The 23,746-nt window shown below is 38.6% G+C and carries 26 protein-coding genes; 17 read left to right on the forward strand and 9 right to left on the reverse strand.

What is annotated here, in order from left to right; genetic code table 11:
* Positions 1 to 48 precede the first annotated feature (48 nt).
* Genes LCM02_RS15335 through LCM02_RS15345 form a run of 3 tightly spaced genes read left to right on the forward strand, consistent with a single transcriptional unit; the run spans position 49 to position 2,002 of the window.
* Positions 49 to 888 (forward strand): 1,4-dihydroxy-2-naphthoyl-CoA synthase, encoded by an 840-nt coding sequence (locus tag LCM02_RS15335; protein WP_224931966.1) that lies wholly within the window; start codon positions 49 to 51, stop codon positions 886 to 888.
* A gap of 29 nt (positions 889 to 917) precedes the next feature.
* The gene (locus LCM02_RS15340; RefSeq protein ID WP_224931968.1) at positions 918 to 1,526 is read left to right on the forward strand and encodes a fumarylacetoacetate hydrolase family protein; all 609 of its coding nucleotides are present in this window, start codon (positions 918 to 920) and stop codon (positions 1,524 to 1,526) included.
* A 2-nt stretch (positions 1,527 to 1,528) separates the two neighbouring features.
* The gene (locus LCM02_RS15345) at positions 1,529 to 2,002 is read left to right on the forward strand and encodes a CYTH domain-containing protein (RefSeq protein WP_224931969.1); all 474 of its coding nucleotides are present in this window, start codon (positions 1,529 to 1,531) and stop codon (positions 2,000 to 2,002) included.
* Positions 2,003 to 2,032: 30 nt separating this feature from the next.
* On the opposite strand, the gene LCM02_RS15350 is transcribed toward LCM02_RS15345, so the two are convergent.
* The 3 genes from LCM02_RS15350 to LCM02_RS15360 form a co-directional block, all read right to left on the reverse strand.
* Positions 2,033 to 2,569 (reverse strand): hypothetical protein, encoded by a 537-nt coding sequence (locus tag LCM02_RS15350; RefSeq protein WP_224931971.1) that lies wholly within the window; start codon positions 2,567 to 2,569, stop codon positions 2,033 to 2,035.
* A gap of 4 nt (positions 2,570 to 2,573) precedes the next feature.
* Complete coding sequence (locus LCM02_RS15355) at positions 2,574 to 3,077, reverse strand: hypothetical protein (RefSeq protein ID WP_224931973.1); 504 nt, start codon at positions 3,075 to 3,077, stop codon at positions 2,574 to 2,576.
* A 115-nt stretch (positions 3,078 to 3,192) separates the two neighbouring features.
* Complete coding sequence (locus tag LCM02_RS15360; RefSeq protein ID WP_224931975.1) at positions 3,193 to 4,689, reverse strand: M28 family peptidase; 1,497 nt, start codon at positions 4,687 to 4,689, stop codon at positions 3,193 to 3,195.
* Between the two features lie 117 nt (positions 4,690 to 4,806).
* On the opposite strand from LCM02_RS15360, the gene LCM02_RS15365 reads away from it, so the two are divergent.
* The 7 genes from LCM02_RS15365 to bshC all read left to right on the forward strand — a co-directional run bounded on the left by LCM02_RS15365 (position 4,807) and on the right by bshC (position 10,908).
* Positions 4,807 to 6,066, forward strand: coding sequence for a competence/damage-inducible protein A (locus LCM02_RS15365; RefSeq protein ID WP_224931977.1), 1,260 nt, complete (start codon positions 4,807 to 4,809; stop codon positions 6,064 to 6,066).
* 62 nt (positions 6,067 to 6,128) lie between these two features.
* Positions 6,129 to 6,368 carry a 50S ribosomal protein L28 gene (gene rpmB, locus LCM02_RS15370; RefSeq protein WP_224931979.1) on the forward strand — a complete coding sequence of 80 codons (240 nt, stop codon included), beginning with the start codon at positions 6,129 to 6,131 and terminating at the stop codon, positions 6,366 to 6,368.
* A gap of 6 nt (positions 6,369 to 6,374) precedes the next feature.
* Positions 6,375 to 6,560 carry a 50S ribosomal protein L33 gene (rpmG, locus tag LCM02_RS15375; RefSeq protein WP_224931981.1) on the forward strand — a complete coding sequence of 62 codons (186 nt, stop codon included), beginning with the start codon at positions 6,375 to 6,377 and terminating at the stop codon, positions 6,558 to 6,560.
* 46 nt (positions 6,561 to 6,606) lie between these two features.
* A complete protein-coding gene (locus tag LCM02_RS15380; protein WP_224931983.1) occupies positions 6,607 to 6,759 on the forward strand; it encodes a DUF4295 domain-containing protein in 153 nt (50 codons plus the stop codon).
* A gap of 135 nt (positions 6,760 to 6,894) precedes the next feature.
* Positions 6,895 to 7,851, forward strand: a complete 957-nt coding sequence (gene ftsY, locus LCM02_RS15385) for a signal recognition particle-docking protein FtsY (RefSeq protein WP_224931994.1) — start codon at positions 6,895 to 6,897, stop codon at positions 7,849 to 7,851.
* Positions 7,852 to 7,854: 3 nt separating this feature from the next.
* Entirely contained in the window at positions 7,855 to 9,165 is a 1,311-nt protein-coding gene (gene rimO / locus LCM02_RS15390) for a 30S ribosomal protein S12 methylthiotransferase RimO (protein ID WP_224932002.1), read from the forward strand.
* 147 nt (positions 9,166 to 9,312) lie between these two features.
* Entirely contained in the window at positions 9,313 to 10,908 is a 1,596-nt protein-coding gene (bshC, locus tag LCM02_RS15395; protein WP_224932014.1) for a bacillithiol biosynthesis cysteine-adding enzyme BshC, read from the forward strand.
* Here the strand turns inward: bshC and LCM02_RS15400 are convergent.
* The 3 genes from LCM02_RS15400 to LCM02_RS15410 all read right to left on the reverse strand — a co-directional run bounded on the left by LCM02_RS15400 (position 10,905) and on the right by LCM02_RS15410 (position 12,476).
* Positions 10,905 to 11,339 (reverse strand): NUDIX domain-containing protein, encoded by a 435-nt coding sequence (locus LCM02_RS15400; RefSeq protein WP_224932016.1) that lies wholly within the window; start codon positions 11,337 to 11,339, stop codon positions 10,905 to 10,907. The two genes, bshC and LCM02_RS15400, sit on opposite strands and share 4 nt — an antisense overlap.
* 85 nt (positions 11,340 to 11,424) lie before the next feature.
* Positions 11,425 to 11,949 carry a hypothetical protein gene (locus LCM02_RS15405; RefSeq protein ID WP_224932018.1) on the reverse strand — a complete coding sequence of 175 codons (525 nt, stop codon included), beginning with the start codon at positions 11,947 to 11,949 and terminating at the stop codon, positions 11,425 to 11,427.
* A gap of 275 nt (positions 11,950 to 12,224) precedes the next feature.
* On the reverse strand, positions 12,225 to 12,476 hold the full coding sequence (locus tag LCM02_RS15410; RefSeq protein WP_224932030.1) for a type B 50S ribosomal protein L31: 252 nt from the start codon (positions 12,474 to 12,476) through the stop codon (positions 12,225 to 12,227).
* A gap of 139 nt (positions 12,477 to 12,615) precedes the next feature.
* On the opposite strand from LCM02_RS15410, the gene LCM02_RS15415 reads away from it, so the two are divergent.
* On the forward strand, positions 12,616 to 13,632 hold the full coding sequence (locus LCM02_RS15415; protein ID WP_224932032.1) for a glutaminyl-peptide cyclotransferase: 1,017 nt from the start codon (positions 12,616 to 12,618) through the stop codon (positions 13,630 to 13,632).
* Positions 13,633 to 13,636: 4 nt separating this feature from the next.
* On the forward strand, positions 13,637 to 15,160 hold the full coding sequence (locus LCM02_RS15420; RefSeq protein ID WP_224932034.1) for a hypothetical protein: 1,524 nt from the start codon (positions 13,637 to 13,639) through the stop codon (positions 15,158 to 15,160).
* An 8-nt stretch (positions 15,161 to 15,168) separates the two neighbouring features.
* Here the strand turns inward: LCM02_RS15420 and LCM02_RS15425 are convergent, their stop codons facing one another.
* Positions 15,169 to 16,443, reverse strand: a complete 1,275-nt coding sequence (locus tag LCM02_RS15425; RefSeq protein ID WP_224932036.1) for a metal-dependent hydrolase family protein — start codon at positions 16,441 to 16,443, stop codon at positions 15,169 to 15,171.
* A 51-nt stretch (positions 16,444 to 16,494) separates the two neighbouring features.
* On the opposite strand from LCM02_RS15425, the gene LCM02_RS15430 reads away from it, so the two are divergent.
* Genes LCM02_RS15430 through LCM02_RS15445 form a run of 4 tightly spaced genes read left to right on the forward strand, consistent with a single transcriptional unit; the run spans position 16,495 to position 20,376 of the window.
* Positions 16,495 to 17,187: an SDR family NAD(P)-dependent oxidoreductase gene (locus LCM02_RS15430; RefSeq protein WP_224932038.1), complete on the forward strand. Its 693-nt coding sequence runs from the start codon at positions 16,495 to 16,497 to the stop codon at positions 17,185 to 17,187.
* A 23-nt stretch (positions 17,188 to 17,210) separates the two neighbouring features.
* Entirely contained in the window at positions 17,211 to 17,813 is a 603-nt protein-coding gene (locus tag LCM02_RS15435; RefSeq protein ID WP_224932040.1) for a SprT-like domain-containing protein, read from the forward strand.
* Between the two features lies 1 nt (position 17,814).
* Positions 17,815 to 18,885 carry a mannose-1-phosphate guanylyltransferase gene (locus tag LCM02_RS15440; RefSeq protein ID WP_224932042.1) on the forward strand — a complete coding sequence of 357 codons (1,071 nt, stop codon included), beginning with the start codon at positions 17,815 to 17,817 and terminating at the stop codon, positions 18,883 to 18,885.
* A gap of 42 nt (positions 18,886 to 18,927) precedes the next feature.
* Positions 18,928 to 20,376, forward strand: a complete 1,449-nt coding sequence (locus LCM02_RS15445) for a DUF389 domain-containing protein (protein WP_224932043.1) — start codon at positions 18,928 to 18,930, stop codon at positions 20,374 to 20,376.
* Between the two features lie 18 nt (positions 20,377 to 20,394).
* Here LCM02_RS15445 and LCM02_RS15450 read toward each other — a convergent pair whose 3' ends face one another.
* Both LCM02_RS15450 and LCM02_RS15455 read right to left on the reverse strand, forming a co-directional pair.
* Entirely contained in the window at positions 20,395 to 21,156 is a 762-nt protein-coding gene (locus LCM02_RS15450; protein ID WP_224932044.1) for an ABC transporter ATP-binding protein, read from the reverse strand.
* Positions 21,157 to 21,897, reverse strand: a complete 741-nt coding sequence (locus LCM02_RS15455; RefSeq protein WP_224932045.1) for an MlaE family ABC transporter permease — start codon at positions 21,895 to 21,897, stop codon at positions 21,157 to 21,159.
* Positions 21,898 to 21,992: 95 nt separating this feature from the next.
* Here LCM02_RS15455 and pafA point away from each other — a divergent pair, with 95 nt between their 5' ends.
* Positions 21,993 to 23,630, forward strand: coding sequence for an alkaline phosphatase PafA (gene pafA / locus LCM02_RS15460; protein WP_224932046.1), 1,638 nt, complete (start codon positions 21,993 to 21,995; stop codon positions 23,628 to 23,630).
* Positions 23,631 to 23,746: the final 116 nt, after the last annotated feature.

A 23,746-nucleotide genomic window follows, 5' to 3' on the forward strand; every position in this document is an offset into this window, starting at 1 on the left:
AACGAAAAGCAAGGGCGAATATTTTACAGAAACGATAAAACTTATCAAATGAAGCAAGCAAATTGGCAAACAGTAAAGGAATTTAAGGATATTACATATAAAAAGTGTGATGGAGTGGCTAGAATTGCATTCAATCGCCCGGATGTGAGAAATGCATTTCGTCCTTTGACCACAAAAGAATTGTATGAGGCGTTTTATGATGCCCAGGAAGACGTCAATATTGGAGTGGTTTTACTCTCAGCAGAGGGCCCTTCAAGCAAGGACGGGGTGTATTCATTTTGTAGCGGAGGCGATCAGAAAGCCAGGGGGCACCAGGGTTATGTTGGAGATGACGGGTATCATCGACTGAACATCCTTGAAGTTCAAAGGTTGATTCGATTTATGCCTAAAGCAGTAATAGCAGTGGTTCCGGGTTGGGCCGTAGGAGGAGGGCACAGCCTTCATGTTGTTTGTGACCTGACACTTGCCAGCAAAGAACATGCAATTTTTAAGCAGACGGATGCAGATGTTACCAGTTTTGACGGAGGATATGGTTCGGCATACCTGGCCAAAATGGTTGGGCAGAAAAAAGCACGTGAAATATTTTTCCTGGGAAGAAATTATTCTGCTCAGGAGGCCTACGAGATGGGAATGGTAAATGCTGTTGTTCCTCATCAGGAGCTGGAGGATACCGCTTTTCAATGGGCCCAGGAAATTCTGGCCAAATCACCAACCTCGATAAAGATGCTGAAATTTGCCATGAACCTGACAGATGACGGTATGGTAGGACAGCAGGTATTTGCGGGAGAGGCGACTCGACTGGCTTATATGACCGACGAAGCCAAGGAAGGAAGGGATGCTTTCCTGGAGAAAAGAAAACCAAATTTTGAAAAGAAATGGATTCCTTAGGAATTATTCGAATAATTAAGAATTGAATTATGAAAATAATCTGCATAGGAAGAAATTACACCAAGCATATTGAAGAACTAGAGAATGAAAGGCCTGATGAGCCGGTCATATTTATGAAGCCCGATTCTGCAGTTTTACTCAAAAATAACCCCTTTATCATTCCTCCTTTTTCTGAAGATATACACTACGAAGTAGAGATACTGGTAAAGATCAACCGGATTGGGAAATTTATTGATCAGAAATTTGCACATAAATACTATGAAGAAATTGGTTTGGGGATCGACTTTACCGCTCGTGATCTACAGCAAAAGTTGAAGGAAAAAGGGCTTCCATGGGAGAAGGCCAAAGCTTTTGATGGAAGTGCCGTGATTGGCAAGTTTTGCAAGAAATCAGAACTGGATTTAGCAGCGATTCCGTTCCAGCTCTTAATAAACGGAGAGGTGGTTCAGGATGGAAATACTTCCCACATGCTGTGGAAAATTGACGAATTGATTTCTTATGTTTCTCAGTTCTTTACCCTTAAAATTGGAGATGTAATCTTTACCGGAACCCCGGCAGGTGTCGGAAGGGTGGAGCCTGATGATGTGCTGGTAGGAAGAATAGCTAATGAGGATTTTTTCCGCGTTAAAGTGAAATAGATTTGGTCAATAAAGAAATCGAAAGGAAATTCCTGGTACTTAATGATGATTTTAAGAAGGAATCATTCAAAAATGAACGCATTGTACAAGGATTTTTGTCCTCGGTGCCAGAGCGAACCGTAAGAGTAAGAATATCAGGAGAGAAAGGATTTATAACAGTAAAGGGTATTGGCAATCGTTCCGGAACTACTCGCTTTGAATGGGAAAAAGAAATCGATGTGAGCGAAGCCGAAAACTTACTGTTGATTTGCGAGCCGGGAACTATCGAAAAAATACGATATTTCGTAAAATCAGGAGCCCATATATTTGAAATTGATGAATTTGGTCTAGAAAACCAGGGACTGACCGTGGCCGAGATTGAATTAAATGATGAGGAAGAAAGTTATATAAAACCGCTTTGGCTTGGCGCTGAGGTCACCGGCCAAGCCAAATACTACAATTCTTCACTTGCAAGGAAGCCATTTAACCAATGGTAATTTTATTCCGCGTTTCAGTCTAAGTTGACTTTATTTACATTTTTCCAGGACATGGGTTAGCTCCTCTTCCGTTAGTGACATGACATGATGAGGATTTGGAACGATTTCTTTGATCTCAGTTAGGGCGCAGGCACAATATTCATCAGCATCGGAGGCCGATACGCCATTTTCAATCTGCGTAGATTTACAATGTTTCAGAAATAAATTCTCAACCTCTTCGGTCCATGGATCTTCTATTTTGATTAGGAGAAGGTCATCCATACATTTGGAACCTTCAAATAGCTTTACAATCTCATTTTGCTCCAACTCCATTGCCACCGCAGGATCGGGATATGCCTTGATCGAGGTTTCAAGCAAACAGTCACAATATTCTTTGGCATTGTCGACACCTTCACTTTCGAGGAATCCAACACAATTTTTTTCAAATTCCTTGATGTTTTTTTCCGTCCATTGGTGATTTGGTTCAATTTCTGCCGTTGTAGGCGTATTTATTTTTTTTTCCTTTCCACAACCCGCAAAAAGAATTAATGCAGTCAGGACCAGTAATGGGAGTTTATTTTTTTTCATACCGTTAAAATTCAAATATTTCACATTTAATTCTTTCTGTCCTGAGTTTTTCCCGGGAGACAAAATCTGAAACAACATTACCCGCGGTTGAAGTCCAATAAATGACATCTCCCGCATCACCACCCACGGCCCTTCCTAAGAACTGTCCGGCAGTTGCAGCAATGGCCCTGGTTTCTCGTCCTTTCATTTTCTTTTCATCAGGACGTCCGACAGCAATAATATTTTCCACTGGAATTTTTTTTCCTGCAATCGGCATAAATCGGGTACTTCTTGCATAATCAAACACCCTGATCACGCCCCGGTCCTTAAATATTCCTGTAATTTTACCCTGAAAATAATGAGGGTTTTTACCTTTTTTAGCATGCCCAATGATGATCAGGTCGCCCAACATAAAAGTATCTATGCTTACTTCATTGTAGTTCGAATCAAATCGTCTTACAAGTAATTCCTGGCCCATTGCCGGCAGGACAAAAAAAAGGATTAAAAAGGATAAAAAAACATTTTTCATGAATTATCAATTTAGTTAATTGAACTCGCCCAGTTTCAGAATACCCTAACTAGGACGATAAAAAAAAGGGCTAAAAAATAATTTTTTAGCCCTACTAATTTACGGAATATTTGAATTAATCCAATACGGAAGTTTCAGCTTCTTGTTCTTTGTAGAGTTCCACACCCGCTTCATAGTACTTATCACCCTCCGTCCAGAATGGTGTTTTAGGATCGTTTGCAATAAGCCTAGAAGAAAGTACATAGGATTTAAAGAACTTTTCCAGATAATCATAATCTACATTGTCCGGATTATCCGTTACCTGATGGTAATATTTGTTGATCTCGTCGTCAAAGGCGTTGAAACCCATGCTGTACGTTGGTGAAGGAATTCCTTTAGCCGCAAAATTCACATTATCCGATCGATCAAATAAGTTCTGTTCAGGAGCCGGGTCATCAATTGCTGTCAATCCAAACTCGCTTGCGCCCTCAATAATATGATGTGCCGCAGTAGTTCTGTTAAGTCCAAAAATGGTAATTTTTGAGGTGTCATTATAACCCGCATTATCACTATTGAAACAATAAACCATTTTTTCCAGTGGAATTACCGGGTTTTCAACATAATATTTACTCCCGAGTAAGCCTTTTTCTTCACCTGTGAACAAAATGAATAATGAAGATCTTTTCGTGGGATATTTCGATAAATTTTCAGCAACACTTAAAACGGTAACGGTACCAACAGCGTTGTCTCGGGCACCGTTATAGATAGAATCGTTTTCAGCATTTGGTGTTCCTATTCCTACGTGGTCATAATGGGCAGAATAAATAATGTATTCGTCTTTCAGTTTAGGATCTTTTCCTTCTAAGTAACCTACAACATTTCTTGAAGAAATTTCTTTAGTTTCGATTCCATCAATTGAGAGTGAAGATCTCAGTGTTTTCGATTCCGACAGTTTGGTGGCTCCGTTCAGTTCCTTGTCCATCATCCATACATGGACAAACTTGGCCTCTTCTTTTTCTTTTTTCAGGCCTGTTTTACCTTCATTAAAATAATGCGCATAACGGCTCCACATTTTTTCATCGGCGTCGGTAAGTTCAACAAGGCCAACGGCTCCATTTTCCAAGGCTAAAGACTTTTTCTTTCTCCCTGCTCGATATTTCTCACGCATATTCGACCCTTCCTCCGTTCCGGCCTTCACGATAACAAGTTTACCTTCAACGTCATTATTTTTAAAATCTTCCTCAGATCCGAATCCTAAAAACACTGCATCTCCTTCGTAGGTAAAGTTTTTTACGGACATGGCCAGGAAATTATCAAAATTCTGGTCATTTATCTTCAAGGTTATCGCATTAGGCGCACTCACTTTTTCCAAAGGTACATTTTGATAAAAAGAACCATCTTTTCCCGCAGGTTTTACACCGTATTTTCTCAGGTTATTCGCTAGATAGGCCGCTGCAATATCAAGTTCATGTGTCCCGGTTTGCCTTCCTTTCAATTCATCTGAGGCCAAAAAATAAATATGTCCTTCAATATCCTTTTTGAATACAGTTGAATTCGCGAGCTCTGCTTCTGTTTGTCCGGTTAAAACTAATACTGAACAAATTGACAGCGTCAGAAAAAATTTGATTTTCATTTATTTGATTTTTTAAAATTAGGGCCTAAATATATAGATTAAAATTAAAACCCTGAATAGATAACACCATGTTGTGTTGCATACAATGATTATCTTTGTCCGTTACAATCCATATATATGCATGCAGAGATCATTACTATAGGAGATGAAATCCTTATTGGACAGATTGTGGATACAAATTCACAGTGGTTGAGTAAAAAACTGAACGAAATAGGGGTTTCGGTCTATCAGATTACTTCTGTTCAGGATGATAAGGACCATATTTTAAAAGCTATTGCTGAGGCAGAATCCAATGCAGATATTGTCATATTAACAGGGGGATTAGGGCCTACCAAAGATGATATAACAAAAATTACCCTGGCTGAATATTTTCAGGATACTTTGGTGAGAAAACCCGAAATAGAACAGCATATCAAATTTTTATTTGCTAAAATCAAATATAAATTTACCGATATGGATATGAAGCAAGCCATGCTTCCAAGTACCTGCAAGGTTTTAAAGAATAATTTGGGAACAGCTTCAGGAATGTGGTTCGAAAAAGAAGATAAAGTTATAGTCTCGCTTCCGGGTGTGCCAAATGAAATGAAGGGTTTGATTGAAAATGATGTGATTCCGGGTATCAGAGATAAGTTCCATTTGCCTTTTATTATTCATAAAACCCTCCATACTTATGGAATGGGTGAGAGCCGTTTAGCTGAAAGGCTGGAATCCTGGGAGAATCAATTGCCCTCTTATGTAAAACTTGCCTATTTGCCATCTTATGGAAAGGTCAGACTCAGGTTGAGTGCAAAAGGGGATCAACTTGAGTGGCTTCAAAAGCAAATCGAGAAAGAAACCGGTGCCTTAAGGTCTCTTGTTAAAGACATTCTGGTAGGAGAGGATTTAAATGAAGCCCTTGAGATTTCGATCAACACATTAATGAGAGAACGGAATTTGACCTTGAGTATAGCCGAAAGCTGTACCGGTGGAAATATCTCTAAAATGATTACCACGATTCCGGGAACTTCCAACTTTTTGAATGGAGCTCTAATAGCGTATAATAAAAAAGTCAAAACCCAAATTTTGGGAGTAAGGGAAAGTACCATTGATGAATTTTCTGTAGTCAGTAAGGAGGTTGCCGAGGAGATGGCCGTTGCATGCAGAGATCTTTTTAACTCGGATTTAGCGGTTGCCACCACCGGTAATGCCGGACCGACAACTGATGAAACGGATAAATCAGTGGGTGTTGTCTTTATTGCTATTGCAACTCAGTCAGGGGTTTATTCCAAAGAATTTTATTTTGGCAAACCGAGATCCAAAGTCATTGAGCGAGCTTCCGTTAAAGCCCTGGAACTAATCAGGAAAGAAATTTTAAAAAACCCTGTAAATAGTTTGTGAGATTAGGAAAGAATATTTATTTTTGCACCTCGTTTTGAAATAAGAATTAAAACAGTCAGGAAATGTCAAGAGTTTGTGAGTTAACGGGCAAGAGAGCAATGGTTGGAAACAACGTATCTCACGCTTTGAATAGAACCAAAAGAAAATTCAAAGTTAATTTGGTAAAAAAACGTTTTTATTTACCAGAGGAAGATAAATGGATAACTTTAAAGGTTTCCACAAGAGCTTTAAAGAACATCAATAAGAAAGGTGTTGAGGCAGTAATTGCTGAAGCAAGAGCTAATGGTTATCTAAAAAAATAAGAAGAGATGGCAAAGACTAAAGGAAATAGAATTCAGGTAATATTAGAATGTACGGAGCATAAAGCTTCAGGACAACCTGGTACTTCTCGTTACATTACAACGAAGAATAAGAAAAATACTCCGGATAGATTGGAAATCAAAAAATTCAATCCTATCCTGAAAAAAATGACAGTTCACAAAGAAATTAAATAATTAAGGGATTTTCACTTTTGTGAGAATGTCACATAAACATTGAGTCATGGCAAAGAAATCAGTAGCATCTTTACAAACAGGGTCAAAGAGATTGACAAAGGCTATTAAAATGGTGAAATCTGAAAAAACAGGTGCATATACATTTGTTGAAAGTATCATGGATCCATCAAAAGTTAATGAGTATTTGAGTAAAAAATAGTCGTTAAGAAACACCATATACATAAAGCTGCTTTCCTTCGAAAGCGGCTTTTTTGTTTTTAGGCCAGGACCCTTAATCATCTGAATTTTAATTATCTTTGTGTCCGCTAAAAAATGATCTAATCAGAGAACTATCATGAGTTTGTTCAAAAATATATTTTCCAAGGAAAAAAAAGAAACCCTTGATAAAGGGCTTGAAAAATCCAAAACATCTTTCTTTAATAAATTATCCAAGGCAGTTGCCGGGAAATCGAAAGTTGATGATGACGTACTTGACAATCTAGAGGAGGTCCTGGTTTCTTCGGATGTGGGTGTGGATACAACCTTGAAAATAATAGAACAGATCGAAGATCGTGTTTCAAGAGATAAATATTTTGGAACCGACGAGTTGAACCGTATACTTCGTGAAGAAATTGCTGCCCTTCTGGCCAAAACAAATACTGGTAATGAAACGGATTTTTCTATTCCTGAAAACACAAAAAGGCCTTACGTGATTATGATCGTGGGGGTTAATGGGGTTGGAAAGACAACGACCATTGGAAAATTAGCCGCCCAATTCAAGCGCAAGGGCCTTAAAGTGGTTTTAGGTGCAGCCGATACGTTTCGAGCAGCTGCAATTGACCAGCTTCAGGTATGGGCGGACCGGGTAGACGTTCCTATGATAAGGCAGCAAATGGGAAGTGACCCCGCTTCGGTTGCCTATGATACACTTCAGTCTGCGGTAAATCAGGAAGCTGATGTGGTGATTATTGACACGGCAGGAAGGCTTCATAACAAAGTCAACCTGATGAATGAATTGACAAAGATCAAGAGGGTGATGCAGAAGATTGCTCCTGATAAACCCGATGAAGTTTTATTGGTTTTAGATGGCTCAACCGGTCAGAATGCATTTGAACAGGCAAAACAGTTTACAAAAGCAACCGAAGTTACTTCTTTAGCAGTAACAAAGTTAGATGGAACGGCAAAAGGCGGTGTTGTTATAGGAATTTCAGATCAGTTCCAGATTCCTGTCAAATATATAGGGGTAGGAGAAGGAATTGATGACCTGCAGGTCTTCAATAAAGTAGAATTCGTAGATTCTTTTTTTAAATAGGATATGAGGACTAAATCTACCAAGAAAAACAAGATCAATGTCGTTACCTTGGGTTGTTCTAAAAATGTCTATGACAGCGAGGTCCTTATGGGTCAGCTGAAGGCCAATGATAAGGAGGTAGTACACGAAGATATTAACGATGAAGGAAACATCGTAGTCATAAATACCTGTGGATTTATAGGAAAAGCCAAAGAGGAATCTGTCAATACTATCCTGCATTACGTTGATAAAAAGGAGGCAGGAGAGATAGACAAGGTTTTCGTTACCGGCTGTTTGTCTGAACGCTATAAACCGGATCTTGAAAAGGAAATTTCTGATGTGGACCAATATTTTGGCACCCATGACCTTCCCAACCTCCTGAAAGCCCTGGAGGCTGACTATAAACATGAACTTCTTGGAGAACGACTAACGACTACCCCAAAACATTATGCTTATCTGAAAATTGCCGAAGGTTGTGACAGGCCCTGTTCATTTTGTGCCATTCCCCTGATGCGGGGGGGTCATACATCGACTCCGATTGAGCATTTAGTAGAGGAGGCTGAGAATCTCGCATCAAAAGGAGTCAAAGAACTTATTCTGATCGCTCAGGATCTTACGTATTACGGCCTTGACCTTTACAAAGAAAGAGCTTTGGCCAAACTCCTGAAGGCTTTAGTTAAGGTTGAAGGAATAGAATGGATCCGATTGCATTACGCCTTTCCTACAGGCTTTCCTTTGGATGTGCTTGATGTCATGAGGACAGAGCCAAAAGTGTGTAATTATCTTGACATTCCCTTACAGCATATAAATACTGATCTTTTAAAGTCTATGCGCAGGGGAACCAGTGCGGAAAAGACAATGGACCTGATACGAAAATTCAGGGAAGCTGTGCCTGATATGGCTATCAGGACCACATTTATTGCGGGTTATCCCGGGGAAACAAGAGCTCAGTTTGAAGAGCTGAAGGATTTTGTAAAAAGTGTGAAATTTGAAAGAATGGGTTGTTTTACCTATTCTCATGAAGAGAACACCCACGCCTACAAACTGAATGATGATGTTCCTGAAGCTGAAAAGGAAAAACGAGTCAGTGAACTCATGGAGATCCAGGGGCAAATATCCTTCGACCTGAATCAGGAAAAAGTTGGAAGGACCTTCAAATGCATATTCGACAGAAAGGAAGGGAATTATTTTATAGGCAGAACGGAGTTTGATAGCCCGGATGTGGATAATAATGTAATTGTTGATGCTACAAAGTATTATCTGCAAGTAGGCCAGTTTATAAACATTACCATTACGGAGGCAACGGATTTCGATCTTTACGGTCATCCGGCTTGATAGGAATCTCCTTTTTTAGAAGAAACTGCATAGTAAAATGCTCAAGTAATTTGTTGTGAAATAAAGCGTCTTAAGGTAAGGTTAAAAAAATCTTCGTGCCTTTGTCAAACTCAAAAAAGGTGTATTTTTACTAAAAACTTCAATTCATTGAGACAGCATTCTACGATTCACTTTAAGGATACCGGATATTTTTCAAATTTAATGTGCGATTACCTTGATCAAAATGAAAAGGTGAATGCATTTTACAATCACTTTCCAAATATCGAAGGATTCAGGGCTCAGATAATCGAAAAACAGGATTCGTTTAATAAAGATAAAAGGATTGTCCTGTACGATTGCCTTAGGAGACAATACAAGGGAACAGAGCTTTCTGAATCCACGGAGGATAATTTAAAACTGCTCAAAAAAGAAAATACATTTACCATTACAACAGGCCATCAGCTGAACCTGTTTACAGGCCCGCTGTACTTTTTATATAAGATAATTTCCGTAATCAATCTAACCAGACAACTGAAGCTTGAATTTCCCGAAAAGAATTTTGTTCCTGTGTACTGGATGGCAACTGAAGATCACGATTTTGAGGAAATAAAGTATTTCAATTACAAAGGAAAAAAAATTAAATGGGACCGCGAACCAGGAGGTGCTGTAGGAAAACTGTCAACGGAGGGAATGGAAGCGGTCTATGACATCATTGAAGAGAGTTTTGGAACTGGATCCAATTCAAAAAGGTTGAAAAGCCTGTTTTATGACTCCTACCTTAAGCATAAAACTTTGACAGAAGCAACTAGGTACCTCGCCAATGAGTTATTTGCTGCACATGGGTTGGTCATTGTGGATGGCGACGATTCCGGCCTGAAGAGAGTTTTTACTCCTTATGTTGAAAAGGAATTGATTGAAAACAATTGTTTTAAAACCGTTTCGAAAACCAACGAAAGTCTGTCCCTGAATTATCCCATTCAGGTGAACCCCAGAGAGATCAACCTTTTTTATCTCGATAAGGGACTCAGGGAACGTATCTTATTTCAAAATGAGCGGTTTCAGATAAATAACACAAATCTGGTTTTCGAAAAAGAAGATTTTATCAATTTGGTAAGGGAGCATCCTGAAAAGTTTAGTCCTAATGTTTTAATGAGGCCCCTTTATCAGGAAGTGATCCTGCCAAACCTTTGTTATATAGGCGGGGGAGGAGAGATGGCTTACTGGTTGCAGTTGAAAGGATATTTTAATGAGGTTAAGGTTCCGTTTCCCATTTTGCTGTTACGGAATTCGGTACTCCTTCTGGATTCCAAATACGAACGTAAAATGGAGGCCTTAGGTATTGAAATTGAAGAGATTTTTTTGAATCGGAATCAATTGATCAAAAATAAAGTCAAACAGATTTCCGACATAGAAATTGACTTTTCAAAAGAGAAAATGGCTTTGAGTCAAATGTTCGGCCACCTTAAGTCCTTATCCGACAAAACCGATAAATCTTTTAGCGGTGCTGTACTGGCCCAGGAAAAAAAGCAATTGAACGGACTGGAGAAATTAGAGAAGCGACTTTTGAAGGCTCAAAAGAGAAAATATGCTGAAATTGTCGATCGCATTATTGACCTAAAGGAGCAATTGTTTCCCAAATCCAGTCTTCAGGAGCGACAGGCTAATTTTTCTGAGTTTTATGAGTTGTACGGTGATGATCTTATCCCATTGCTCATTGATTGCCTGGATCCGTTAAAGCTGGAATTCGATGTGATCAGGCCCTAATGAATCAGGCCACAAATTTCAAGCGCCCTTTTGTAGGCCTCTGACCGATATTCATAATTATAGGAGCTAATTTCCTGAGGCTTAATCCATAATAACCTGTCAAATTCATCATCTTGTGGAATGGTTTCGGCTTCCAGGCGGTGTTTTATTTTAACAATGGATAATTCTTGCCCCATATACAGGGGGTGGCAATCAGGCGGAAAAGGATAACGGACTTTTTCCTGGTAAACTTCCAAAACATGATCTTCGTGCAACAGGTAATTCAATTCCTCTTTTAACTCTCTTGCTATTCCCGTAAGTAGGTCTTCGTTATCCTCAAGGCCACCCTGTGGAAATTTATAACTTTTATCTCTTGGAGAGTATCCAATCAGTACTTTTGCCTCCTCGTTTATGATTACAGCCATGACAGCTTGTCTGTAAATTTTACTCATCTGGGGTCCAATTAAGGTATAAAATTAAAAAAAATGACCGGCTAAACCGGTCATCTTAATTAATTATTTATGTTGGAAATAGTTTTTACGATACGAATAGAAAAGAAAACATCATTGCAAACTTTCCAATTTTGATTTTATCAACATTGAAAAAGCGACTTATTCCATGAAGTTTAACTTCCGGTTTCTTGGTGTGTTCAGCAACTAACTCTGATACCTCTCCTATGAGCTGGTAACAGGCGTTTATCAATTTTTCCTCTCTGGGCAGATAGTCACTCTGTGGATAAAGAATCAGTAAAAAGTCATCGTTACTATCAGGAGAGGTAAAACTTTCCTCAAGGGTCAAGGCTGAACTATTCTTCTGAAATTCAGCATAGATCTCTCTGAAGACCGATAATTTACTCTTGTCAATAATTGAAAAATCAATAGAATCAAGCAAGGCATCAGTTTTCTGACTGAAGGTTAGAGCCTTATCGTGATTTCCAAGAAATTCAGAATTGATCGAGTCTTTAATATTAAGTTTTTCTGAAAGATAGTCCGTCATTGCACTTTCTATAAACAATGCAGACACAAAAAACTCATTTCTCACTTTTACCTCACTTGTCTTCATATTCCTTACTTTCTTTAAATAGATTGTTGATTGAACAATAGTTCAATCATTATTATTTAACGCTAACTGAGGGGAGTTATTATAAGGGGAAGATCAAAAACTTTGCCATTAGCTCCGCTTTAATCTTAAAACAAAGTTAAAAATAAAACCAACTTTTCCTAACAAAGTGCACAAATATACCCGGAATTGTTGATAAAAACCACCAAAAACCATGAGATAAAAAAAGGTCCTTTTGATTATAAAAGGACCTTTTTAATGATTTAAGATGTAAATTCTTATTTCTTGAATTTAGCATATTTAGATTTGAACTTGTCAATTCTACCTGCAGAATCGACCAATTTCATTTTACCTGTGTAATATGGATGTGAGGTACGTGAGATCTCCAATTTGATCAACGGGTATTCAACTCCATCTACATCGATAGTTTCTTTTGAATTGGCAGTTGATTTAGTTAAAAAAACATCTCCGTTAGACATGTCTTTAAACGCTACCATTCTATAATTTTCCGGATGTATTCCTTTTCTCATCGTTAACTCATTTTAATTTTATACTTTCGCTTCTCTTAAAAAGAAGATTCAGCACCTGCCGAATTTGAGAGTGCAAATTTAAATATTATTTTTAAATCTCAAACAATATTTTAGTTATTTTAAGTAAAAAAATAATAATATGAATAAAATTGCTTCGATTATTGTATTGGTATCACTACTTCTTTCCATGGGATGCGGCAATAAGTATCAATTGAAGTTCGATTCACCTAAAACGATCAAGATAAATAAAGCCTTAAAAATCAGTGTGAATGAAAAAGGAGGTAATCCTATTGATTCCGTAAGGTATTTTATTAACGGGAAATTGATTGATAACCATGAGTCTTTTGATATCAGTGGGTATAAATTGGGTAAACAGGCTTTGTCTGCTGAGGTATACTTTGAGGGAAAAAAAAGACAATTGAATAACACGATCTATTTCCTGAATGACACACCGCCCGAGGTTTACACCTTTGAGGTCATTCAAGACTTTCCTCACGATGATCAGGCATTTACACAGGGCTTCGTTTACCAAGACGGATATTTTTATGAGAGTACCGGACAAAATGGAAGATCTTCTTTGAGAAAAGTGGAAATTGAAACCGGTAAGGTTTTGAAAAAAATAGATCTGGACAGGCAATATTTTGGCGAAGGGATGACCATAAAAGATGGAAAAATTTATCAGCTAACCTGGAGGAAAAAGATAGGGTTTGTTTATGATCTGGAAACTTTTGAGCTTGAAAAAACGTTTGATTACGGGAAAAGCAATGAAGGTTGGGGATTGGCTCATAATGGTGAAATGCTGATTAAAACAGATGGTTCAGAACGAATGTGGTTTCTAGATCCTGAGAATTTTAATGAGGTTTCGTACATAGAAACCTACACAGATAAAAGAAAAGCCGAAAAATTAAATGAGCTTGAGTTTGTAAATGGTAAAATCTATGCCAATATCTGGCAGCAAAATTCTATTCTGATCGTTAATCCTGAGAATGGTGCAATTGAAGGTATTGTCAGTTTAAAAGGGTTACAGGCAAAAGCCGGTCAAAAAGGGGAAGACAATGTGTTAAACGGTATTGCTTATGATCAGCAAAATGATCGGTTATTTGTTACGGGTAAAAACTGGAATAAGGTATTTGAAATTAAAATAAAAGAGAAATAAGTCTATGTGGCGGATCCTAACCCTTGTTTTTTTGGTTGTTATTGGTTTTCAGTCATGTGCCGAGGATGTTTTTGAGGCAGAGCCTACTACAGGTGAACTCGTTTTTTCCAGGGACACGGTGTATCTCGATACAGTTTTTTCTAATATAAGTTCAAGCACAAGAACGTTCAAAGTTTATAATCAAAGCAATAATTTTCTTCGTATTCCTACTGTAAAATTGGCTAATGGCCCTGAATCTTTTTACAGGCTGAACGTTAACGGGCAGTCCGGTAAGAGTTTTGAGAATATTGAGATCCTTCCCAAGGATAGTATTTATATTTTCGTTGAGGCAACTATTGATTTTAGCAAGGTTAGTGATCCTTTGTATGAGGATGAGATTGTTTTTGATCAGGGGGAAATCGTTCAGGAAGTTCAACTTGTCACTTTGGTCCAGGATGCTTATTTTTTGTTCCCTAAACGAGATGAAAATGGCATAAAAGAAACCATAGTTTGGGGAGTTGATGACAACGGTGATGAGATAAGGGTAGAGGGATTTTATTTAGAGCAGAATGCTGTGTGGGGCAACGATAAGCCCTATGTCATTTATGGATATGCGGGAGTTAATATTGGGAATACCTTAAAAATAGAACGAGGGGCTCAAATTCATTTTCATGAGAATTCGGGGCTCTTGGTTGAAAAGAATGCCTCCTTAAAAATTGAGGGGACCTTGGATCAAAAAGTGGTTATCCAGGGTGACAGGCTGGAACCTTTTTATGAAAATATTGCCGGACAGTGGGGTACCATATGGTTGAAGGCCGGTAGCAAGGAAAACAGAATCAATCATGCTCTGATAAAAAACAATATTATAGGAATTTTAATGGATTCTATTGGTAGTAAGTCAGAACCCTCATTACAGATTGATAATACGGAAATTTACAATACGTCCAATTTCGGTTTACTGGGAAGGTCAGCAAATATAAACGGCTCAAATGTAGTGATTGGTAACAATGGGCAATCTTCATTAGCCTGTACAGCCGGAGGAACTTATAATTTCAAGCATTCTACCTTTGGAAATTTTTGGTCCGAAGGGATTCGTGAGCTTCCTGCAGTTCTGGTTAATAATTTTCAGCAAACAGGTGCAAATGGTGGTTCATCTGTTACCGTGCCCAATGATCTTTTAGCCGCAAATTTCACCAGTTGTATTATTGAAGGAAATCAAAATATTGAATTTATTCTTCAGAAGGATGACAGGGCAGCCTTCAATTTTAAGTTTAAAAACAGTCTTTTACGTTTTATTGATAATGGAAGCGCAGCAGGTGATCCTTTGTATGATTTTGAGGATACCTCAATATACGAAGACAATATATTAAACGGAGAGGCGGATTTTAAAAATGTAGATCTAAACCAGTTGATGATAGGTGAGAATTCCGATTGCATCAACATGGCAGATATTCAGGCTGCACAGGAAGTTCCGTTTGACTTACTCGGAATGTATCGAATAGAATCTCCTGATATAGGAGCATATCAGCATATGATTTTTGAGCCCTGAACCGATTGTTATTCTTTGTAGACTATACCGTCTTTCATGACGAAAATGACGTTTTCAAGAGTTTTGATATTTTGCAGAGGGTTGTCTTCAACCGCAATGATATCGGCAAAATTTCCTTTTTCCAAACTGCCAATCAGAGGATTCTTTAAAATTTCTGCGTTGATTACGGTGGCTGATTGAATTGCTTCCATCGGATCCATTCCAACCTCTGTCATGTATCCAAACTCTTTTCCGTTGATGCCATGGGGAAAAACCCCGGCATCCGTGCCAAAGGCTATCTTGACTCCTTTTTTATAAGCCAGGGCAAAAGTGTTTTGAATTTTTGGGCCAATTTCCAAAGCCTTGGGAACGATTATATCGGGATAATATCCTGAAATCTTAGCCTTCTCACCAACCTCTTTTCCCGCAGTAATAGTGGGAACATAGTAAACATCATGCTCTTTCATGAGTTCCATGGTCTCTTCACTCATCAATGTCCCGTGTTCAATAGTTTTTACACCTCCTAATATGGCTCTCTGCATTCCTTCATCTCCATGGGCATGTGCAGCTACGTGCATATCGTAATCCTTTGCCGTTTCGCAGATCGCCTTTATTTCTTCCACCGTAAATTGTGGATTCTGTCCGTTTTTAGCCATGCTCAACACACCACCTGTAGCCGTTATTTTAATCAGGTCAGCCCCGTTTTTATAGCGTTGCCTTACGGCTTTTGGAGCATCTTCAACCCCATTGACCACTCCTTCTTTTGGCCCGGGGTCTCCCATAAAATCTTTTCGGAATCCGTTACTGGGATCAGCATGTCCTCCTGTGGTTCCAAGGGCTTTGCCAGCCGTATAAATTCTGGGCCCTTCAGCAAAACCTTCATTGATTGCGTTTCGTAAAGAAATATTTGCACCGCTTCCCCCCAGGTCTCTTACAGTTGTGAATCCCGCCATTAAGGTTTTTTTCGCGTAATAACTTCCATGTAATGCCTTGTCAGCGCTGTTTAAGGTGAATTTTTGCAGATAGGATTTTGGATTCGACTCTCCTTCAAGATGAACATGCATGTCAATCAATCCCGGTAACACGGTTTTTGTCTTGAGGTCGATCAATACATCTTCTGGAGTTTGTACTTCCAAATATCCTTTTTGAATTGCTGCTATTTTATTCTTATTTACGACTATGGTCATCTTGCTTAAAACCTTGCCGTTTTTTGTGTCGATTAATTTTCCGCAATGCAAATAGGTTGATTGGCCTATGCAAAGAAAAGAGCTAAATAGAAAAAAGATTATGCTTAAAAATTTCATATTTTTGACCGTTAAGTTTGTATAAATATAAAAAAGCTTAATGGGATTGGGATGAATTCAAAAAGAATATTGGTTACTGGAGCCAGCAGAGGTATAGGATTAGAGCTCGTGAAACTTTTATCGGAAAAGGGCCACAGAGTGGTTGCCGTAAGCAGAAATACAAGGAATTTGATGGCAGCGAATGATTCTTACCCCTCTTTGATTCCCTTACAGGCAGAAATAACATCCAAAGAAGGCTTATTCAAGATCCAGGAGTGGATCAAAAATCAATGGGGTTCCCTGGATGTATTGATTCATAATGCAGGCACGTTGCTTTTTAAGCCTTTCAAAGAAACAACTGAAGCTGATTTTATTGCAGTGTATAAAGTAAATGTTTTTGCCGTTGCCGAATTGACTAGAGTTCTTGACCCCTATTTCAGCTCAGGGGCTCATGTGGTTACAATTAGCAGCATGGGAGGGATTCAGGGTAGTATGAAATTCCCTGGTCTAGCCGCTTACAGCTCGTCTAAGGGTGCTGTGATTACCTTAATGGAATTGCTTGCGGAAGAATATAAGGAGCGCAAAGTCTCATTTAATTCCCTGGCACTGGGTGCGGTTCAAACCGAAATGCTTGCAGAGGCGTTTCCCGATTATAAAGCACCTGTAACGGCAATTGAAATGGCCGAGTACATTGCAGACTTTTCGCTTGGAGGACATAAGGTTTTTAATGGGAAAGTATTGCCGGTTTCAAATTCGACACCTTGATCGAAGAAGTAAAATTTTAACTATTGAAAACAGACTCCAAAATTCTTATTAAATATATACCCCAAAATGCACTGGGGGAAGTTAACTCTTTGATAAAAAAATATCCTTGTCATCTGAAAATTGTAAAGAAAAGAAGTACCAAGCACGGAGACTTCAGAAGGTACAGGGACGGGCGCGTTCAGATTACGATCAATAACGATTTAAATCCCTATCGATTTTTGATCACGTTAATTCATGAATTTGCACATTTGGTGACCTTCAGGGAACACAGAGATGTGAAGCCTCATGGTGCAGCGTGGAAAATAAACTTTAAGAGACTGATGCTGCCATTTTTAAACCCCGAAATTTTTCCGGATGAGATCCTGCGGTCACTGGCAACCTATATGATCAGCCCAAAGGCAAGCACAGATGGAGATATAAATTTGTCAATGGAATTAAGAAAATATGATTCTGATACTGATAAAACGCTTATTTTTGAAATTCCTGATAAAAGTATATTTCAATACAAGAACAGAACTTTTGTCAAGGAAAGGAAAAGACGTTCAAGATTTGAGTGCATTGAGGTGCTCACTCATAAAAAATATATTTTCCACCCCCATGCGGAGGTGACCCTTCTAAATCAATAATATGAACAAGAATTATTATGCGGTCATTATGGCCGGAGGAGTGGGTTCAAGATTTTGGCCTGTAAGTACTCCCGATAACCCGAAGCAGTTTCACGATATGCTCGGTACGGGCAGGTCTCTGATTCAGCAGACTTTTGATCGCCTGTCAAAACTGATTCCTGCTGAGCAGATTCTTGTGGCAACCAATGAGCGCTACAAGGATCTTGTTATGAGTCATTTACCATCAATGTCGGAAAATCAGATCCTGTTGGAGCCGGCCATGAGAAATACAGCGCCCTGTATTTTGTACGCTGCGCTAAAAATTGCAGACCAGAACCCGGATGCTGTTATGATCGTGGCACCTTCAGACCATTTTATAGAGGATGAAGAGGCTTTTGTTTCTTATGTGGCTTCTGCTTTTGATTCCTGTCAAAAGAGAGACATATTAATGACCCTTGGGATCAAGCCTTCCGGGCCTAATACAGGTTATGGTTATATACAGTTTGAAGCCACCGAAAATGAAGTAAAGAAAGTAAAGGACTTTACCGAAAAACCGGATCTCGAAACTGCTAAGAAATTTCTGGCTCAGGGGGATTACCTGTGGAATGCTGGAATTTTTATCTGGAGTGCGCAAAGTATATTAAATTCATTCAGGATAAGTCTACCTGCTATGTATGGTCTTTTTCAGGCCGGTATGACCTGTTGGAATACAGGAGAGGAAGTGGGTTTTATAAAGGAGAACTATGGAAAGGCAGAAAATATCTCCATCGATTACGGGATCATGGAAAAAGCGGATAATGTTTACGTGATGGCCACTGAATTTGGATGGAATGATCTGGGGACATGGGGTTCTTTGTATGAGAAACTGAATAAGGATCATGAAGAAAATGCAATCGTAAATGCCCAGGGTTTCTTGGAAGATGCAAAAAGGAACATGATCAGTACGACTCTTAATAAAAAGGTTGTTGTTGGCGGGATAAGTGATTTTATTATAGTAGAGACAGATGATACGCTGATGATATATCCAAAATCCAAGGAGCAAGACATCAAAGAAGTTTCCAAGGCCGCCGAATTAAGGTTTGGGAAAGGTTGAATGATGACTCCGATGAAATAAATCGTAAGTAAAAAGATCTTTATGGAAGACAAGAAAAGGGAGAACTTAGAAGAGGATAAGAAATTCCAGGAACAAAAAGAAGAGGTTCAAAAGGAATTTAAAGGCTTTTTTCAAAGTTTAAAGGAATACATACCTCAGCTTCTTAACATCAAAAGGGATACGGACAGAGAAGCTACCGCAAGAACTATTCGTGAAGGAATTTCTATCAAAGGGCAAACGGCCTGGATCCTTGTTTTTTCGATCTTAATTGCTTCCATTGGGTTGAATGTGAGTTCTACGGCTGTTGTGATTGGGGCCATGCTTATATCACCCTTAATGGGTCCGATTCTTGGGATTGGATTTTCTATAGGGGTGAACGACGTAGATACCCTTAAAGCCTCAGTGATCAACTTTGGGGCCATGGTTTTTTTGAGTATCATTACTTCATTTATATTTTTCAGTATTCCAATTTTTAAGGAAGCTACACCTGAAATCTTAGCGAGGACAAAACCTGATGTCCGCGATGTATTGATCGCAATGGCAGGTGGACTTGCGCTGATCATTGCGATAAGCAGAAATAAGCCTCAGTTCAACACGGTCGCCGGGGTGGCGATTGCCACGGCACTTATGCCTCCTTTGTGTACCGCAGGATTTGGCCTTGCAACAGGACAGTTCAATTATTTTGGAGGAGCCATGTTCCTTTTTACAATTAATTGTATCTACATAGCCCTGGCCGCTTTCGCCATCACAAAATATCTAAAGTTTCCGATGCTTAAGTATATCAATCAGGCCAAGAGAAAGCGAATTTCAAGAATCGCATCTCTCATTGCTTTTGTTATTCTTGCTTTCAGTATTTACCTGTTCTATCAACTCTATTTACTGAACAATTATACCATCCGGGCAGAAAAGTTTATTAAGGATCTGAAGGAAGAAGGAGTAAATATCATTGGTGACAATTCAGAAAGTATCAATTATCAGGAGAAAGAGATCAAGTTATATGTATTCGGAAATGATTACTCTGTAAGGGATATGGAAAGATGGGAAGAGCATATGGAGGACTTAGGTCTAAGAAATACAAAACTGACCATTTTAAAGAGTCAGGATGATACCGGGATCAGAGAGGATATAGATCAAATCAAGGAATTATACATCAATTCGCATCAGATGCTGAGCTCCAGGGATGAAACCATAAAAGAAAAAGACTTAAGAATTTCGGAACTGGAAAAGGATTTGAGAAGATATTACGCCAATGAGGTTCAGTTCAACAGGGTCATTGAGGAAATCAGGATCAATTACTCAGACCTGCAGGAAATAAGGTTTGCAAGAGAATTTGCTTCTAATTTTGAAAAAATTGACACCTTGAATATTGTTTCGGTCAAATGGAAAAACAAGCTCAACAACCGAAAGAGAAAGCAACAGGAAAAACAATTGCAGGAATGGTTAAAGACACGTCTTAACCTAAAACAACTTGAGGTAAGACAACTCAATTAAGTCTTATAGGTCTTAGGATTATCCTTTGTTGTAGGCCTCTCTGACCTTTTTGTATAAGTTGGAAGAATAAACAAAATCCGTCACGGCTTCGTTGTCTGTCTTGAAAATGGTTTTATATGAACCTTCCCATTCCTTTAATCCCTTTTTGAGAAAGATTATTTTTTCTCCTATTTCCATGACGGAATTCATGTCATGGGAATTGATGATTGTGATCATTTGATATTCATCTGTAATTTCCTGGATCAAATTATCGATCACAATAGCGGTTTTTGGGTCCAGTCCTGAGTTGGGTTCATCGCAAAACAGATATTTTGGATTCATGACAATAGCCCTCGCTATGGCAACTCTTTTCTGCATTCCCCCGGAAAGCTCTGCCGGAAATTTATCGTTTACATTTTCCAGGTGTACCCTGTTTAAAACAAAATTGACTCGCTCCTTCATCTCCTCTTCAGACTGATCCGTAAACATCTTTAAAGGGAATTTGATATTGTCCTCAATAGTCTCTGAATCGAACAGGGCCCCACCCTGAAACACCATTCCTATTTCTTTTCGCAGGTCTCTTTTTTCAGAAATTGACATTTTGCTGTAAAATCGATTATCATAGCATATATCTCCTTTTTCGGGCGAAAAAAGGCCTAAAAGGCACTTGAGAAATACAGTTTTACCGGAACCGCTGGTGCCAATAATCATGCTTGTTTCCCCTTTATGAAACGTTGCAGAAATCCCCTTTAATATGTGTTGATCCCCAAAAGATTTATGAATGTCTTTGACTTCTATCATCTATCCCAGTAGCATTTGTGTTAAGAAATAATTCAGTAAAATGATCACGATACTTGTCCAAACAACCGCCTTGGTACTGGCTTTACCCACTTCCAATGAGCCTCCTTTAACGTAAAATCCATAAAAGGATGGAATTGTAGCAATGACAAAGGCAAAGACCATGGTTTTGATCAAGGCATATCGGATCAAATAAGGATTGAAGTCTAGCCGGATACCTTCAATATAACTGTCAGAAACAAAAAGTCCGGTCATGAATCCTGATACCCATCCTCCAAAGATCCCCAAAAACATGGCTAGTAAAACAATAAAAGGATAAAAGAAAACGGCAGCTATTACTTTAGGCAGAACCAGATAATTTAGCGCATTCACCCCCATGACCTCCAGGGCATCAATTTGCTCAGTAACTCTCATGGTTCCAATACTTGATGTAATATAAGATCCTACCTTTCCAGCTAAAATTATTGACATAAAGGTAGGAGCGAATTCCAGGATGATCGATCTTTTTGTAGCAAAACCTATAAGATATTTCGGGATCCAGGGGCTGTCTACGTTCAAAGCAGTCTGAATGGCAACAACTCCACCTACGAAAAAAGAAATAAACGCAACTATTCCCAAAGATTTGAGTCCGAGTTCTTCTACTTCTTTAAATAAACTTTCTCTAAATACTGATCTCTTTTGAGGTTTTTTAAAAACCTGTGAGAGCATAATAAAGTAAAGTCCAATGTTGTGAAAGTATTTCATATGATTTTGAATAGTGCTAAAATATTAAAATTTAACTGAGATTTAAAGATTAAAACTGCCTTTTATGTTTAAATTTGCGCTCAAAATTTACTCGTATGAAAAGGATTTTCTTATTCACTTGCCTCTTTTTGATGTTTATGCCGGTTATGGCTCAGGAAACTACAAAAGTTGACAGGCCGAAGCTGGTGGTTGGAATTATAGTTGACCAGATGCGTTATGACTTTTTAACCCGGTTTTATCACAGATACGGGGAAGATGGTTTCAAAAGACTGCTTAAGGAGGGGTATAATTTTGAAAATGCCCATTTTAATTATGTTCCAACGGTGACAGCCGTGGGCCATGCATCTGTGTATACCGGTACCTCTGGAAGTGGTCATGGAATCATAGCCAATGACTGGTATGATAAATTTCAAAGAAAGATGATCTACTGTGTGGATGACCTTAATTTTAAGGCTTTGGGAACGGAATTGGAATATGAACAAAAGGCTCCTACCAGATTGTTGGCTACAACCCTGACAGATGAACTTCGATTAAGCCAGAATATGCGGGGAAGGACCATAGCAATGGGATTAAAAGACAGGTCCGCGGTGTTGCCGGGAGGACATACCTCAAACGGTTCCTATTGGTTTGTTGGAAAGGATGAAGGAAAATTCATTACCTCTACATTCTATATGGATGAGCTCCCTAAATGGGTGAATGATTTTAATAAAAGTGGTATTGCAGAGAAAGTATTTAAAAACGAATGGGAGACGTTGTATCCGATTTCAAGTTATGACGAAAGTATTGATGATGACAACCCGTATGAAGGTCTTTTTTATGGTGAAGAAAAGCCTGTTTTTCCTCACAAGTTGAAAACATTGAGAAAGGATAATGGGAATTTTGATTTGCTAAAAGAGACTCCTTATGGCAATACGCTGTTGATCGAGTTTGCAAAATCCGCTATTAAAGGAGAGAAGCTGGGAAAGGGAGATTTTACCGATTTTCTTGCGATAAGTTTTTCAAGTCCTGATTATATTGGACATATGTATGGTCCTGATTCCAAGGAGATTGAAGATACCTATTTAAGACTTGATAAAGATATTGCTGAATTGTTGAATTATCTGGATAAGCATATTGGAAACGAGAATTACACCTTGTTTTTAACAGCAGATCACGCTGTGCTTCCGGTTCCGGCTTATTTGAGCTCATTGAAGATTCCGGCTGGCTATTTTGATTATCCTAAGTTCAGATCCTTTATTGATGAGTTGACCAATTCGTTTTATGGAGCGAATAACCTTGTCGAAAATATATCCAATAATCAGATCTTTTTCGACAAAACGCGGTTGTCTGAATTAGGATTGAGTGCCAGCGAGGTTGCAGAGAGGCTTTGTGAAGAAATCATTGATTATCCCGGGGTGAATAAGGTGGTCAGTGCAAAAACGCTGCAGAATACGAATTTCGACCGTGGCATCTTGCATCACGTACAAAACGGGTACAATCAAAAACTTTCAGGAGATATTGTTATGGTTCCAAATCCTGCCACGATCTATGTCCGGGAGACAGGAACTACGCACGGTTCAGGCTATAGTTACGATACACATGTTCCGATTATATTCTTTGGAAAAGGGATTAAAAAGGGAAGAAGCAGGGAGCGTGCTGAGATAATTGATATAGCACCCACTATGTCTAACTTACTTCAAATATCTTTCCCGAATTCTTACACTGGAAGAGTGTTGTCAGAAGCCTTAAAATAAGGTTTCAAAAGAAGACTACATAACTGAATTAAATCAAAAAACTCTCCAATTTACTGGAGAGTTTTCCTTCTTTAACAATAACAATTTTCCCTAGTTTTAAAATAAAAAAAAACTAA

Origin of the sequence: Lutimonas saemankumensis (genome assembly GCF_020171465.1) — a bacterium.
In the GTDB taxonomy this organism is placed as follows: domain Bacteria; phylum Bacteroidota; class Bacteroidia; order Flavobacteriales; family Flavobacteriaceae; genus Lutimonas; species Lutimonas saemankumensis.